The organism is Paenibacillus sp. FSL R5-0378, from assembly GCF_038009285.1.
GTDB classification, from domain to species: Bacteria; Bacillota; Bacilli; order Paenibacillales; family Paenibacillaceae; genus Paenibacillus_AQ; species Paenibacillus_AQ favisporus.
Genome location: NZ_JBBPAY010000001.1, coordinates 5,879,017 through 5,893,782, shown reverse-complemented (window position 1 = coordinate 5,893,782; position 14,766 = coordinate 5,879,017). Strand labels below are relative to the sequence as shown.

Below are 14,766 nucleotides of genomic sequence, written 5' to 3'. Positions count from 1 at the left end.
TGATCCGTGTAAAGGAGGAAACGTGATGATTTATTGGGACCATGCGGCAAGTACGCCACCCTACGAAGAAGTGATCCAGACGATGGCGGAAGTGATGAGACAGCATTACGGCAATCCTTCATCCATTCACCGGATGGGCGAGGACGCTGCCAAGCTAATCAAGCGTTCCCGGGAAGTATGCTCCGCCGCCCTTGGTGTTAAACCGGCCGAGATCATCTTGACCTCAGGCGCAACGGAAGGCAACAATATGGCCATTAAAGGTACAGCCTTTCAATATGCCGGCAGGGGTAAGCACATCATAACAACTGCAACGGAGCATCCGTCCGTCTACGACAGCTGTTTATATCTTCGGGAACACGGATTCGAGGTAACCTTTCTTGATGTGGACCAGAAAGGCCGGATCAATCCTGACCAGCTGCGCAGCCTCATTAGAAAGGACACCATCCTGGTCAGCATCATGCATGTCAACAATGAGACCGGAGCCGTGCAGCCGCTGGAGGCGGCGGGGCGGATCATTAAACAGTGCAACCCGCTGACCCTGTTCCATGTGGACGGTGTTCAGGGCTTCGGCAAGCTCCCTGTCGACCTGCAGGCGTGGCAGGCAGACTTATATACGTTATCCGCACACAAACTCCGCGGTCCCAAAGGAGCCGGCGTATTATTTCGCAGGGAAGGCGTTCAGCTTCATCCGCTGCTGTCGGGAGGCAAGCAGGAGTCCGGCATGCGCTCGGGGACGGAAAATTATCCGGGGATCGTCGCCATGGCGAAAGCCATGCGGATGGCTAAAGAGCAGTTAGGGACTTTCAGTGAGCAGGTCGGGGCGCTGCGGGACGAATTGCTCGCATTTATCCGAACGATACCGGCCCTTGCGCTGAACAGCGACGAAGACGGGGCGCCGCATATCGTTAACGTGTCCTTTTCCGGAATGAAAGCCGAGGTCCTTCTGCATTCGCTTGAGGAGCACGGCATGCTCGTGTCCACCAAATCGGCCTGCTCTTCCAAGACGGCGGAGCCAAGCCGTGTCCTGCTTGCCATGGGACGGAGCGAGGATGAGGCCTCCAGCGCAATCCGGATCAGCATGGGACTTACCAACACCAAGAATGATGTAGAGCGGTTGAAGAACGCGCTTCAGGATGCGGTCGAACGGCTGACGCCTTTAATGACAGGAAGGAATGAAATCCATTGAAATATGATATGCTTCTGCTCCGTTATGGAGAAATTACACTCAAGGGAAAAAACCGGGGGCGCTTCGAAAATGCGGTGATCTCGCATATCCGGTCCGTTCTTAAGGATTTTCCCAAAGCGAAAATTCGCAAGGAATACGGAAGACTGTACGTTGAACTGAACGGGGAAGAGGTGGAACCACTGATCGCCTCGCTCCAAAAAATATTCGGGCTGACGTCGATCAGCCCGGTAGTTGTCAGCTCTACGGAGCTGGATTCTATTTTGGAAGCTTCATCAGCATTTATCGGGCAGATGGACATGGAGGAAGAGGTCACCTTTAAGGTTCATGCCCGCAGAGTGTGGAAGGCTTTCCCGCACTCGTCCCATGAGATGAACCATCTGGTGGGTGCGCCGCTGCTGAAGAAGTATCCCCTGTTAAAAGTGAGCATGAAGGATCCCGAGCTCACCCTGAATGTGGAGATCCGCGAGCAGGGAACCTATATATTCTGTCAGACGATTCCCGCCGTCGGCGGATTTCCGCGGGGAAGCAACGGCAAGGCCATGCTGCTCCTCTCCGGCGGAATCGACAGCCCGGTCGCAGGGTGGTCCTCCATGCGCAGAGGGCTGGAAGTGGAGTGCGTTCACTTCTACAGCTACCCGTTTACAAGCCGGCTCGCCAAAGAGAAGGTCATCGAGCTGGCGAAGGTGCTCTCAGGTTATGCAGGGGAGATCAAGATTCATCTGGTGCCGTTTACCGAAGTGCAGACGTCCTTTACGGGCATTGGACAGGACAATTTGATCATTACCCTGATGCGGCGTTCGATGCTCAGAATTGCCGAACTGCTGGCCAAGCGTGAAGGGGCACTTGCGATCGTTACCGGAGACAGCCTCGGGCAGGTCGCCAGCCAAACCCTGCCAAGCATGAACGTGATCGGCCGGGCGACCGAGCTGCCGCTTCTGCGGCCGCTGATCATGATGGACAAAAACGAGATCATCCGGATTTCCAAAGAGATCGGCACATACGAAACCTCGATTCTTCCTTATGAAGACTGCTGCACGCTGTTCGTGCCCAAGTCACCGACGACGAATCCGAATTTGCGGGTTGTCGAGAACGTAGAGGCGTCGATCGAGAAGCTCCCTGAGCTGATCCAAGACGCCTTTGAGCGGACCGAAACTTTGGTGCTCACCAAGGATTATGTGATTGGAGAGGAAGAAGAAGCAGGCGGCGTTAACGAGGATTGGTTCTAAAACTCAGAGGATTAGGAAACAAAAAAAGGAGGCTCTTCATTGAAGAGCCTCCTTTTGTATGACAACAAGCCGGATATGTGTGTTCTAACTATACGAATGTTCGTCTTTCCGTTTCTTCATCGACGCGCGTTTCAGGTATCCGAGGGCAAGAATGGCTATGACGACGATCACGATAAACAGCACCCGGAGAACCGGATATTGTTCAAAAAACGGAGCAAACCGCTTTTCTTCCGTAATCATGTTGGATGCCGTGTAACCGAGTACCGCCGAACCAAGGTAAATAATCCATGGAAACTTGTTAATCAGCTTAATAAACAGGGTGCTTCCCCAAACGACAATCGGAACGCTGATAAGCAGTCCGAGAATGACGAGGATGATATTCTGCTCGGCTGCGCCGGCCACGGCAATCACGTTGTCCAGGCCCATCGCGGCATCCGCTACGATGATAGTCCGTACAGCTCCCCATAACGTTTGGCCTGCCTTGATGTCCGTGTGATCGTCGTTATCGGCCAGCAGCTTGTAGGCGATCCATACGAGCATGATACCGCCAACGGCAAGCAGCCACGGCACTTTCAGCAGCCAGACGACGACGATCGTCGCAATGATCCGAAGCAGGACTGCGCCTCCGGTTCCATAAAAAATAGCCTTTTTCTGAGTCGAGGGGGCAAGATTCCTCGCAGCAAGGCCAATTACGATGGCGTTATCGCCAGCCAATATTAAATCCAAAAAGACGATTTTGATCAAATTAACTAAAAATTCTGTTACACTGTCCAAGTCAGGTCACTCCTTATTATGACTGTATACGGAGTTCAATAGCAAATCGATTCATTATAGGCTAATTTTTCATGTGAAGTCAAGCATAGCCTGGCCAACTCCCACATAGATGTAGAGTGGGGGTGTTGACCTTTGGAATCGATTTGGCTGCTCATTCAGATCCTGATGATCAATTTGGTCCTAAGCGGCGACAATGCCGTCGTGATTGCTCTGGCGAGCAAGGACCTGCCGGAGAAGCAGCGTAAACAGGCGGTATGGTGGGGAGCGCTCGGCGCTGTTATCCTAAGGTGCTTGTTGACTTTTATTGCGGTCATTCTGCTGAAAATCCCTTATGTTCAGGCGGTCGGCGGGTTCATGCTCATCTGGATCGCCTTAAATCTGCTGATCGAAAACAAGGATGAGCTCCGGCTGCAGGAATCCTCCACCATTTGGAAAGCGGTCAGGACTATTCTTGCGGCGGATTTCATTATGAGCCTCGACAACGTACTGGCCATTGCCGGACTCGCCAACGGCGATCTCGCACTGATCGTGATCGGCATTGCGATCAGCATACCGATCGTCGTCTGGGGCAGCAATTTGATCGTCACCTGGCTTCACCGTTTCCCGGTGCTCGTGTACATCGGGGCGGGCATTCTAGCTTATACAGCCGGTGAGATGCTCCTCCAGGACCACAGGCTTGGGGCTCTCCTCTCCGCATCTCTGCCGGAACTCCACCATCTCATTCCCGGCGTATTGGCCGGCTTGGTGATCGTCTCCGGCGGTATCAAGCAGCTGCTGCTGCGGCCGCGCTCATAAGCAGGACAATCTCGTTAAAAACCGGGTTGAACCCGGTTTTTTTCTTGTTATGGACATAAAAATCGCAAAGTATTGGAATCATTCGGGCTTGCGGCAGGACCTTTCCTTTGCGGGGTTATTTTGGGCTCCAGTGCCTAAAAAATTACAGGCGCAATCTGGTTTTTTTCACAGGTTTCAGATAAACTAAAGATGAAAATATGTCGTTTTTTGCGTATGGCGTAAGGGACGGCTATAGAGAAGAGGGTGGGAGAATGTCCTCAAGGAACGACTTGAAGCTGGGCCTGTTCATTGTCATTGCTGGGATCGTCATTTTGCTTGGCAAGCTTGGAGTTTTCGGTTTTTTGGGCCGCACGCTGTGGCCGCTGGTCCTTTTGATTCCCGGACTGGTTCTGCATATGCTGTTTTTCGGCAACCGGGCGCGTGCAACGGTGCTTGTACCCGGCGGTATTTTGACGGTGTACGGGCTGCTCTTTTTACTGTGCAGCACGATCAGCTGGGGGCTGATGTCCTACTTGTGGCCCGCCCTTCTGCTCGGGATCGCGGTCGGGCTGTACGAGTATTACCTGTTTGAAAAGACGCGTCCGTCCTCCTTGCTTCCTGCCTCTGTCATTTTGGGACTGGCTTCGCTGGTACTGTTCTTCATCAGCCTTCTTCATACCGCGGTGATCTATATCCTCGCCGTGCTTCTGATTGCCTTGGGCATTTGGCTGATTGCCGGAAGGGGGAAATCCAGAAACCGGAAGTGGAAGAGCGGCTGGTAAATCAGGCCTTCTATTTTCTGTAAAACACTTGTTTTTTTCTGAAACTTCATTATAATATAAGGGATGTAGAAGCGTCGGCGCTACCGCCTGACGCTTCATTTGTTGAAAGACTTCGTTACGATTTGAAAGGGAAAGGATCTGGATAAAAGCCATGCATTCAAGAGATAAAATTCGCAACATTGCGATTATTGCGCACGTTGACCACGGCAAGACGACCCTGGTTGACCAGTTGCTGCAGCAATCGGGGATATTCGCCAAGCACGAACACCTGCAGGAACGCGCCATGGACTCCAACGATTTGGAGCGCGAACGCGGCATTACCATCCTGGCCAAGAACACGGCCATTACGTATAAAGATTTTCTGATTAACATTGTGGACACCCCGGGACACGCCGACTTCGGCGGCGAGGTGGAACGGATTATGAAGATGGTCGACGGCGTACTGCTCGTCGTTGACGCATATGAAGGCTGCATGCCTCAGACCAAATTCGTGCTCCGCAAAGCGCTTGAGGCGAATCTGACGCCGATCGTCGTCGTCAACAAGATCGACCGTCCGGCAGCCCGTCCGGCCGAAGTTATTGACGAAGTGCTCGACCTCTTTATCGAGCTTGAAGCAAACGACGACCAGCTGAACTTCCCGGTCGTTTACGCTTCGGCGCTGAACGGAACCTCGAGCCTGGATCCAGACAAGCAGGACGACAACATGCTTGCCCTGTATGAAACGATTACCGAGCACATTCCTTCTCCGACAGAGAAGGTTGATGAGCCGCTCCAGTTCCTCGTTACACTGATGGACTACAATGAGTACCTTGGCCGGATTGCGATCGGCCGGGTTAACCGCGGCGTGATCAAGCAAGGCCAAGCCGTTACGGTCATCATGCGCGACGGCAAGAGCAAATCCGCCCGGATCGAGAAGCTGTTCGGCTTCCAAGGACTGAAGCGTGTGGAGCAGGAAGAAGCCGGAGCAGGCGACATCATCGCGATCGCCGGGATCAAGGACATCAATATCGGGGAGACGATCGCCGATCCGAACCATCCTGAAGCACTGCCGGTTCTTAAGATTGACGAGCCGACCCTGCAAATGACCTTCCTGGTCAACAACAGCCCGTTTGCCGGACGCGAGGGCAAGTGGGTTACGTCCCGCAAGCTGCGTGAGCGTCTGATGAAGGAACTGGAGACAGACGTCAGCCTGCGCGTTGAAGAGACGGACAGTCCGGATGCGTTTATCGTGTCGGGACGCGGTGAGCTTCACCTCGGCATCCTGATCGAGAACATGCGCCGCGAAGGGTACGAAATGCAGGTTTCCAAGCCTGAAGTTATCGTCAAGGAAATCGACGGAGCCAAGATGGAGCCGATCGAGCGTCTTCTGATCGATGTCCCTGAAGAGAGCATGGGCGCGGTTATGGAAAGCCTCGGTTCCCGTAAGGCCGAAATGGTGAACATGGTCAACACCGGCAACGGTCAGGTACGTCTGGAGTTCCTGATTCCGGCACGTGGTCTGATCGGTTATCGTACGCACTTCCTGACGCTGACCCGTGGTTATGGCGTCATGAACCATGCGTTTGACAGCTACGGTCCGCTGCACAGCGGCCAAGTCGGCGGACGCCATCAGGGCGTGCTGGTTTCCAGCGAGACCGGAACGAGCACCTTCTACGGCATGATGGGCGTCGAAGACCGGGGTATCCTGTTCCTGGAGCCCGGAACTGAAATTTATGAAGGCATGATCGTTGGCGAGCATACGCGCGATAACGACATCGTCGTAAATATCTGCAAAGAGAAGCAGCTGACAAACGTGCGTTCCGCGACAAAAGATGATACAGTAAAAATGAAGACGCCTCGTCTATTCTCACTTGAACAGGCGCTTGAATATTTGAATGACGACGAGTACTGTGAAATCACGCCGAAATCGGTCCGTCTGCGCAAGAAGATTCTGAACAAGAGTGAGCGCGAACGTGCCGAGAAGCACCGCAAGATGGCCGAAGCCAACATGTAATCCGGGTAAGGTCCTCACCTCATTTCTGGAAGGAGTGAACTGTCCGTGCAAGCTTGGTTAGCAGCGCATCCGATTATCTCCTACATCATCATCTTTGTGCTGATCACCTATGTATACAACAAGGTGTTTCGGGTCAAACAGAAGCTTCCGCTTCTCAAAGAGATTCTGCTGTATATTCTGATGGCCATCGGCTCCGGGATGCTGCTGATTTTTCAGCACGACAAGCTTCCGATCATCCAATGTCTGCTTGTCGCGGTAGCTCTGATGTTCACGGTGCGCATCCGCTATTTCGTGGAAGCGCGGCAGAAGAAGAAAGCCGAAGCGGCTGCCAAGCGGGTGTAATGCGCCCGCTGTGGCCCGGCTCTTTGCAACTTTACGAAGGTCGTCATCGTTTATAGAGAGATTACCTCAAAATAAATGAAAAAGGTGTTTGAGATGAGTCCCAGCAATACGAGTCTACCTCCAAGATCTCATGGCGGCACCCCGAAAGGGAAAGTGCCTCCAAAGAAGAAAAAGAAGAAAAGCGGGTTCAAAACGTTTTTGAAATTCGTATTGATTCTGATTATATTAGCTGTACTCGCCGTAGCGGGATACGCGGGATATTTGTACTATAAAGCGGATCATGGCGTTCTGGACACAGGTGTAGATGCACCGGTCGCTCCTTCCCAATCCGCCAAGGTCAAACCGATTACAATGCTGCTGCTTGGAACGGACTATCGTCCGGAGACGAAGACACACCTGTCTGACGTCATCATGATCGCCGCCTTTAATCCGGATACGAAATCGGCAACGTTAGTGTCGGTTCCGCGCGATACCAAGATCGAGCTGAAGGGCTATCGGGAGAACAAGGCCAATGCCTATTATCCGAATTTCCTGGCCGATGAGAAGCAATCCGGGATCAAGGCGACCGATGAGATGAAGACGATGTTCTCCAAGTATTTGGACATCGATATCGATTACGTGACGGTGCTGAATTTCCAGGCCTTCCGTGATGCGGTAGATGCACTGGGCGGCGTTGACGTGACAGTCGACAAGAACATGTGCTACCGGGATAAAGCTGACGGAACGGACATCAACCTGAAGAAGGGTGAGCAGGAACTGAACGGGAAGCAGGCGCTCGATTTTGTGCGCTACCGGAAGTCCAACTGCCGTCCGAGAACGGACGCTTCCGACGATTTTGACCGCAACCGCAGACAGAACGAAGTTCTTCACTCCCTGATCGACAAGATGCAGACGTTCAAGGGCGTTACGAGCCTGGGCGGAGTGCTGGATGCCATGAATAACAACATGGAAACCGACATCGAGAAGGATCAATTGAAGAACATGATTGCAACCTATTGGAAAATTAAAAAAGAAGACGTCAAATTCATGCCGATTACCGGCAACTGGAAAAGTCCTTATGTGTATGTAGACGATGACGAGCTGGATAAAGCAAAGCAGGCATTGAAGGACGAGCTTGCCGGCAAGGCTGCCGTGGAAGCCGGTACTTCAGCGGATGAAAGCTCGAATCCGTAAAGTTGGGTGCAAGTTTTGGGACGACATATAATATACTAGAGTACAATGGAACCTGTACAGGAGGTCAGTGCGATGTCCGAGACGGTTACGAAGTGGACTCCAATATATGAAATGCAACGTCAACCAGCTGTTCATCTCTCTGTGCCGACTTCTGCTGAATCCGGTGTATGTTTTGACGCGCCATGCAAAAAAGCCTAGTGATCTGATCACTGGGCTTTTTTCTTTTTTTGCAAAATTTGTTGAATTCGGCTGGTATTTCGCCTGTCCTGTGCTTTAGCGGGTTGGGCTTGGCGAAGAAGGGCTATTCTGACGCGATTTGACATCGCGCGGGAGCTGCGGCACAATCCGGCCGACAATATCCGCCAGTTCGGAAGCGAATCCCGATACGGGTTCCCCTTTTTGAATATGCTGACCGATTTCGGCAATCCGGCTGGACAAATCCATATCGGCCGTCACGAGGGCGTTTTTGCCCCGAGGATCCTTTTTGAGTGCTTCGGCAACGGTATATTTGATGGTTCCGACGCGGGAACGCGTCAAATTGCCGTCTACGTCGATGCCCACAACGGCAGTATTGCCTAACACGACTGCGTGCGCTTTTTTCACACCGTTCACCTTTTCGGCGATGTTTTCCAAATGGTCTTTTAAAGCCAGGTCCGTTGTATCTTCTGCGGAACGCACGGCTGTGTTTCCTGCAGACCGGAGTGAAAGGCGGTGATGGTCGCCGGTTGATGCGGCTGTCGGCCCCTGTTGACTTTGAGGAGAGGGTGATGCAGTGTTCTGATGATTACAACCGCTCAGTAGAGCCATAGTTAACACAACGAGCAAAAACATTCTCATATGTGATCGTCCTTTCCAGGTCATAAATTGGCATGACGGGTTGTAACTTAGGATGTCCATGACGAAATAATTTATGTGTTTATTATGAGTTCAGTGGAGGGAGAAAGTATGAGAAAGATATTTGTACTGGATACCAATGTGCTGCTGCATGATCCCCGGGCGATATTTGCGTTTGATGAACATGAAGTCGTGATTCCGGCCGTCGTACTGGAAGAAATAGACTCCAAGAAACGGAATGCCGACGAAATCGGGAGAAATGCGCGGACGGTGTCCCGCCTGCTGGACGGATTGAGGGAAAACGGCGGCCATTTGCACAGCGGGGTGCTTCTGGAAAACAAAGGCAGCCTGAAAGTGGAGCTGAATCACCGCAGTTTTGTGAAAGTACAAGAAATGTTCGGCGAAATGTCCAATGATAACCGCATTTTGGCAGTCGCCTTAAATTATCATCTGGAGGAGCAGGGCAAGGAGGACCCGACGTCGGTAGTGCTGGTAAGCAAGGACGTGCTCGTTCGCATCAAGGCGGACGTGCTTGGTCTGGTGACCCAGGATTACTTATCCGACCGCACCGTAGGTCCCGGAGATCTGTATACCGGATATTCTACGCTTAAGGTGCATCCTTCCATCATCGACGAGTTTTATTCGTACCGTTTTTTGTCCATCAAGCCGCTGCAGCTGCCATATCCGCTGTATCCGCATGAATTCGTCATCCTAAAGGACGAGATGGGGAGCACGAAATCGGCCTTGCTGAAGGTGAATACGGATGCGCTCCGGCTGGAACCGCTCTTTTTGAGCAATGAGTCCGTATGGGGAATCAGCGCACGCAATGCACAACAGCGCATGGCGCTGGAGCTGCTGCTGAACGACGATATTCCGATCGTAACGATTACCGGAAAGGCCGGTACGGGCAAAACGCTGCTTGCCTTGGCAGCCGGGCTGATGAAGGTCGAAGATGAGCATAAGTACAAAAAGCTGCTGATCGCAAGGCCGGTCGTTCCGATGGGCAAGGATATCGGTTATCTGCCCGGTGAGAAAGAAGAGAAGCTCCGTCCGTGGATGCAGCCGATTTACGACAACCTGGAGTTTTTGTTTGATACGAAAAAGTCGGGCGATATCGATAAAATTTTAATGGGTCTGGGCAGCATTCAGGTCGAGGCGCTTACGTATATCCGCGGACGCTCCATCCCCGGCCAGTTTATCATCGTGGACGAAGCCCAGAACCTGTCCCGCCACGAAGTAAAAACGATCGTCTCCAGGGTAGGGGAGGGAAGCAAGATTATTCTGATGGGGGACCCCGAGCAAATCGATCACCCGTATCTGGATGCATCGAGCAACGGCCTGTCATATATCGTGGAGAAATTCAAGCAGGAAGGGATCAGCGGGCACATTACCTTGGAAAAGGGCGAGCGCTCCAAGCTGGCCCAGCTCGCAGCCGATCTGCTGTGATTTCATAAGCTGGTACTATTTCCCGAGAAATGATGCCACCACCTGCCAGCACATAAAAAGAAGTCCCCCTTGTCCGGTTCATTGGAACCGGCTGGGGGCTTTTTTAGAGGGGATCAGAACGTATCCATTTCAGAGCCTCCACTTCTTGATCTCGCAAGGAAATTTCCACTTAAAGCGGTCAGTCTTCTTAGAAGATATGTCGATAGACGTCTTTCTTTAGTTTTAACAATTTCAGGCACCGGATCAAATATACTCGAATTACAATAAGGACATTCGCAGTTAGCCACATGGTGTGGCTCATCGGCTTATTGCTTGCCCGTCCGTTAAACATTTCCAGAAAAAAATAGGACAAGCGCCCTATGAATTTGCTAAAATATTGTATAAGTATTGTGAGGGGAGGCCTAGAGACTTGAGGCGGAAAAATTACTGGCTTCTGTTTGCCATTTTGCTGCTCTCTTTAACCGCTTTATCCCAGGGGCAGGATTTATCGCAGACCCCATCGGGTCATGAAGAGGAAGATGACGCGTCTCTGTTTCCGCAGCCTTCCACACAAGAGCGAACGTCCCAATCCCCCATCCGGGTCACCGTGCACCTGAGCGATGAGGATTTTAAGCAGCTCGAGGAGCTGAATCATACATATGTTACCGACACGGGAGCCACGGTGGAATTGAACAACATCCCGGATGCCGATTCGTACCTTCAGCTGACGTCCGCTTTGGCCGTAGGGGAAGGCCCCGATGTCATGCTCATCAACAGCTCGTGGGTCCGCCCGATGGCTTCCCGAGGCTACCTGCTGCCAGTCGAATTCTATACAAGCAATCGTGCGGATAGTGATACCATCAACCCGCTGCTGCAAGAGGTGGAATGGAACGGCTACCAGTGGGGAACGCCCGCCGACATGGATCCTTATGTGCTGGCATGGAATATGAAAGCGTTGAATTCGCTTGGAGTGACGGATATTCCAGGCGGTATTAGCAGTTGGAAAGAGCTGCTGAGCAAAGCGAAGAACCGAGGACATCAGCAGCTGCTTGAGATTTCGTCCGGGGACGGCTATGATGCTGCAGCTTTGATGGGAGCACTGGGCACCGATCCGTTAAGCCCGAGCCAGGCATCCCTGGAATGGATCGACAAGGCACGCGCATTCATGCAAATCGATCAGACCGAGCAAGGCGCTGACGGAGCCCAGCTTCCGCTAACCATTTCCGCCGTTTCGGAAGCGGCAAAGTCCCAGACAGCAAATACGGAACTGCGGATGCCCGAGCAGCTGTACGCCATCTATCCGTCGCTCCTGCGCAGCCGAAGCTACGCCGTATCGGCGGGATCGCAGCATGCCAAGGAAGCGGCCGAATGGATCGCGTATATGAGCTCAGCAGTCGTTCAGCAGGAATGGTACCAGGCTACGGGTAAACTTCCGGCGCTGAAGAGCCTGTACGACGATACGGTATTCAATCCGGCCGGACTGCCGTTCCATCTCAACTCCCTGCTTCAGACGGCAGGTACCGATAAGGACACAGGCAGGCTGCAGGCGAAATGGGATGTGTTTGTCAAAGCATCAGGCGATTATATTACAGGCAAATCTGCGGCCGCAGATTACGTTGAGGCTGTTAGAGGGGAAGCCGGAGGAAGCTGATCCGATACTCGCGGGCAGTTCGTCTCCGGCTTTTTTGTGTTACATGGACAGCTTAAGCGTAACATGGAGGTTTTTATCCGTACTTTTCACCTCGGTCGCCTTTACGAAGGAGACGATTTGCTGCGGATAAAATCCCAAATCGAACTCTTCCTCCATTTGGCGGCATGTCGTATCGGGCAGTTCATAGCCGTTAAATACGAGCTTATCCACATGGAACATGATGGAGTTCTGCGGCTGCTCCTCGACGCTGTAGTGGCCCTGAACTTCGAGGGACAGCGTGCCGCTTTGGCCGGAGGCCGTAATCTCGTCTTCGCTAAAGTGGAAGGCAAACTGCTTGAACAGATCGTTCTTGGAGCGGAGGAAAGCGTTCAGATCGTCCTCCTTGATGTCGATATTATAGGTCGTTCCGTTGGTGCGGATCGCTCCGTCCTGATTCTGAATAAACTCCGGGAGGTCGTTCATGGCAGAGGCGAGCGCGTCAAAATAGGTTTTTACCTCGTTAAGCCCGACATTTTCCCAATAAAGCGTAAATTCCTCAATCATGTTCTTGAGCGCTTCCGGATCGCTGCTTGAGGCGATTCCCTGATCGACCTTTTGCTGCAGGGCCGATACCCGTGCCCGCTGCTCAATGAGATTGGACTTCATTTCTTCCAGGTCGGCCGTCTTTTTCTCCATGGCCAGCTTCGTGTTTTTAATCTCCTTGTACTCCGATTGATACGCATCAAGAACCGTGCGGTCATGCTCCATAATCATATCGTAGACATCATACATATGAATGAGGCTGCCCAAATCTTTGGCGGACAGCACGGCAACGAGCAGGCCTTCCCTTTCCCCCATGTAATAAGAACGAATGACGGCTCCCGCGCGGCTCTGCTGATCCTGGATCTGAAGCAGCTTGTCTTCCAGCTGCCCGGACAGCTTGTTCAGCTCCTGCTGGATGGTCTCCTGCTGCGCGGTGATCCGCTCAATCTCCCGGTCGATTTCCACAACAGACAGGCTGTTCTGCAATATTTCTCGGTCGTCTGTGCTGGCGCCGGCGGACGGGTCGGCCCGAAGTTCTGGTACGGGGCGGAGCAGCGACAGGCAGAGCATCGGCAGAAGCAGGCAGAGGATTCGCAGGCGTCGATTGTAAGGCTTCAATGGATTTGATCCCTCCCCCATGGTTGTCCATTGTAAATATATGATTCAACGGTAAAAAATATCATCTCTCTTGGAGCCTGTCAGATTTGGCAAGCCAAATAACCCCAGCAGGCAGATACAGATTTATGCAGGTGCCCCCGATAAAAGTCGGCAAAAGCGAAAAAAGCGACCCGGCATTGGATGTCGGATCGCTTTCCTTTGGGTTCTCTAATGATCGGATTAAAGCGGTAAGCCCATTTTGAATACTGTCCAATAGCTGAAACCGGTAAACGTCACGATCATATAGCCCCAGAAGAGAAGAATGTAAGTTCTCTCCGTAAATTTCAGATACCCCAAGATGACGAAAAATGCGGTCTGTACGAAGAACAACAGAGCCATCTCGACCATGTTGCCGGCATATGCCATAAGCCCGATTGCGAGCGTAAAGAACCCGAGTACTCGAAACATGCGTGCCACGTTATATCCCCCTCTCCTTATGTACGGTCATAGCTAAGCTACGTATCATTATATCGTTAACCCAAAATTGTGTAAACGAAAAAGTTGCTTTTTATTATTGTGGTCCCATGATGACAAAGTATACATCGCCATGCATCGGCAAATTTCCAATATGAGGGTATGAGCACTTTGCAAATTGGCAATACAATTTAGTATCAAATAGATTCTATGAACTCTATGAGAAGCATAGAAATGAAAATAAGCAGCTGTTATACCTTATTCAGTACCCGGTGAACAATCCGGTTATGGAGACGGGTTATTTTAGGATGTTGTTAGGAGGGTTTTGTTGCATGACAGCAGTTAGACAAGATGCATGGAGCAGCGAGGATGACCTTATTTTGGCGGAAGTAACCTTAAGGCATATCCGGGAAGGAAGCACTCAGCTGGCCGCTTTTGAGGAAGTAGGCGAAAAAATCGGAAGGACGGCGGCAGCCTGCGGATTCCGATGGAACAGCTGTGTCCGTAAAAAGTATGAGGAAGCAATCAGCCTGGCCAAGACGCAGCGCCAGAAACGGAGCTACTATAAGAAGCAGCCGGCAAATTCGGGGATCCAGGTGGCCGGTTTAGGTCTGTCCGAAGCTGAGGCGGGTTATTACAAAATGGAGGGAGCCAGTGAAGAGACACTCTCCATCGATGCGGTCATCCGCTTTTTGAAGCAGTGGAAAGGGAGCCTCCAGGAAAACGGACGCCAGCTGAAAATGCTGGAGAAGGAGCTCCGTGAAAAGGAAGAAGAGCTGAACAATTTGAGAAGGGTCAACGAGCGGCTCTCCAGGGAAGTCAGTGAAGTCCAAACCGATTACAGGGTCGTTAATGACGACTACAAAGCGCTTATTCAAATTATGGACCGGGCACGGAGGCTTGCCTTTTTGAACGAAGAGGACGAGGAACTGAAGTCGCGGTTCAAGATGGATGCCAACGGCAATCTGGAGCGGATTGAGTAAAAGTCATACACAACGATGCAATACAGATCC

The 14,766-nt window shown here is 51.9% G+C and carries 14 protein-coding genes; 10 read left to right on the top strand and 4 right to left on the bottom strand.

Features of this window, described 5'->3' with window-relative positions:
- The first annotated feature begins 25 nt into the window (after positions 1 to 25).
- Together MKY74_RS27395 and thiI are read left to right on the top strand one after the other, a co-directional pair.
- Positions 26 to 1,186 (top strand): cysteine desulfurase family protein, encoded by a 1,161-nt coding sequence (locus tag MKY74_RS27395; RefSeq protein ID WP_076169822.1) that lies wholly within the window; start codon positions 26 to 28, stop codon positions 1,184 to 1,186.
- Complete coding sequence (gene thiI, locus MKY74_RS27390) at positions 1,183 to 2,412, top strand: tRNA uracil 4-sulfurtransferase ThiI (RefSeq protein WP_076169823.1); 1,230 nt, start codon at positions 1,183 to 1,185, stop codon at positions 2,410 to 2,412. Before MKY74_RS27395 ends, thiI begins: the two co-directional genes overlap by 4 nt.
- 84 nt (positions 2,413 to 2,496) lie before the next feature.
- On the opposite strand, the gene MKY74_RS27385 is transcribed toward thiI, so the two are convergent.
- The gene (locus MKY74_RS27385) at positions 2,497 to 3,186 is read right to left on the bottom strand and encodes a TerC family protein (protein ID WP_076169824.1); all 690 of its coding nucleotides are present in this window, start codon (positions 3,184 to 3,186) and stop codon (positions 2,497 to 2,499) included.
- 132 nt (positions 3,187 to 3,318) lie between these two features.
- Here MKY74_RS27385 and MKY74_RS27380 point away from each other — a divergent pair, with 132 nt between their 5' ends.
- The 5 genes from MKY74_RS27380 to MKY74_RS27360 all read left to right on the top strand — a co-directional run bounded on the left by MKY74_RS27380 (position 3,319) and on the right by MKY74_RS27360 (position 8,250).
- Positions 3,319 to 3,981 carry a TerC family protein gene (locus MKY74_RS27380; protein WP_076169825.1) on the top strand — a complete coding sequence of 221 codons (663 nt, stop codon included), beginning with the start codon at positions 3,319 to 3,321 and terminating at the stop codon, positions 3,979 to 3,981.
- Between the two features lie 251 nt (positions 3,982 to 4,232).
- Positions 4,233 to 4,742: a hypothetical protein gene (locus MKY74_RS27375; protein WP_076169826.1), complete on the top strand. Its 510-nt coding sequence runs from the start codon at positions 4,233 to 4,235 to the stop codon at positions 4,740 to 4,742.
- Between the two features lie 151 nt (positions 4,743 to 4,893).
- On the top strand, positions 4,894 to 6,735 hold the full coding sequence (gene typA / locus MKY74_RS27370) for a translational GTPase TypA (protein WP_076169827.1): 1,842 nt from the start codon (positions 4,894 to 4,896) through the stop codon (positions 6,733 to 6,735).
- A gap of 45 nt (positions 6,736 to 6,780) precedes the next feature.
- On the top strand, positions 6,781 to 7,077 hold the full coding sequence (locus MKY74_RS27365; protein WP_076169828.1) for a YlaH-like family protein: 297 nt from the start codon (positions 6,781 to 6,783) through the stop codon (positions 7,075 to 7,077).
- Between the two features lie 93 nt (positions 7,078 to 7,170).
- Positions 7,171 to 8,250, top strand: coding sequence for an LCP family protein (locus tag MKY74_RS27360; protein WP_076170148.1), 1,080 nt, complete (start codon positions 7,171 to 7,173; stop codon positions 8,248 to 8,250).
- Between the two features lie 273 nt (positions 8,251 to 8,523).
- On the opposite strand, the gene MKY74_RS27355 is transcribed toward MKY74_RS27360, so the two are convergent.
- Positions 8,524 to 9,081 carry a YhcN/YlaJ family sporulation lipoprotein gene (locus MKY74_RS27355; protein ID WP_256993151.1) on the bottom strand — a complete coding sequence of 186 codons (558 nt, stop codon included), beginning with the start codon at positions 9,079 to 9,081 and terminating at the stop codon, positions 8,524 to 8,526.
- 114 nt (positions 9,082 to 9,195) lie between these two features.
- Here MKY74_RS27355 and MKY74_RS27350 point away from each other — a divergent pair, with 114 nt between their 5' ends.
- Both MKY74_RS27350 and MKY74_RS27345 read left to right on the top strand, forming a co-directional pair.
- On the top strand, positions 9,196 to 10,530 hold the full coding sequence (locus MKY74_RS27350) for a PhoH family protein (RefSeq protein WP_076169830.1): 1,335 nt from the start codon (positions 9,196 to 9,198) through the stop codon (positions 10,528 to 10,530).
- A 409-nt stretch (positions 10,531 to 10,939) separates the two neighbouring features.
- Entirely contained in the window at positions 10,940 to 12,160 is a 1,221-nt protein-coding gene (locus MKY74_RS27345) for an extracellular solute-binding protein (RefSeq protein WP_076169831.1), read from the top strand.
- A gap of 39 nt (positions 12,161 to 12,199) precedes the next feature.
- Here the strand turns inward: MKY74_RS27345 and MKY74_RS27340 are convergent, their stop codons facing one another.
- Positions 12,200 to 13,300 carry a coiled-coil domain-containing protein gene (locus MKY74_RS27340; RefSeq protein ID WP_144025410.1) on the bottom strand — a complete coding sequence of 367 codons (1,101 nt, stop codon included), beginning with the start codon at positions 13,298 to 13,300 and terminating at the stop codon, positions 12,200 to 12,202.
- A gap of 219 nt (positions 13,301 to 13,519) precedes the next feature.
- Entirely contained in the window at positions 13,520 to 13,756 is a 237-nt protein-coding gene (locus MKY74_RS27335; protein WP_076169833.1) for a DUF2626 domain-containing protein, read from the bottom strand.
- 329 nt (positions 13,757 to 14,085) lie between these two features.
- Between MKY74_RS27335 and MKY74_RS27330 the strand changes: the two genes are divergently transcribed.
- Positions 14,086 to 14,736: an RsfA family transcriptional regulator gene (locus MKY74_RS27330; protein ID WP_076169834.1), complete on the top strand. Its 651-nt coding sequence runs from the start codon at positions 14,086 to 14,088 to the stop codon at positions 14,734 to 14,736.
- Positions 14,737 to 14,766: the final 30 nt, after the last annotated feature.

Coding starts and splice junctions, on each gene's coding strand:
- MKY74_RS27395 (WP_076169822.1), top strand. CDS start 26: ATGATTTATTGGGACCATGCGGCAAGTACGCCACCCTACGAAGAAGTG.
- MKY74_RS27375 (WP_076169826.1), top strand. CDS start 4,233: ATGTCCTCAAGGAACGACTTGAAGCTGGGCCTGTTCATTGTCATTGCT.
- typA (WP_076169827.1), top strand. CDS start 4,894: ATGCATTCAAGAGATAAAATTCGCAACATTGCGATTATTGCGCACGTT.
- MKY74_RS27360 (WP_076170148.1), top strand. CDS start 7,171: ATGAGTCCCAGCAATACGAGTCTACCTCCAAGATCTCATGGCGGCACC.
- MKY74_RS27355 (WP_256993151.1), bottom strand. CDS start 9,081: ATGTTTTTGCTCGTTGTGTTAACTATGGCTCTACTGAGCGGTTGTAAT.
- MKY74_RS27350 (WP_076169830.1), top strand. CDS start 9,196: ATGAGAAAGATATTTGTACTGGATACCAATGTGCTGCTGCATGATCCC.
- MKY74_RS27330 (WP_076169834.1), top strand. CDS start 14,086: ATGACAGCAGTTAGACAAGATGCATGGAGCAGCGAGGATGACCTTATT.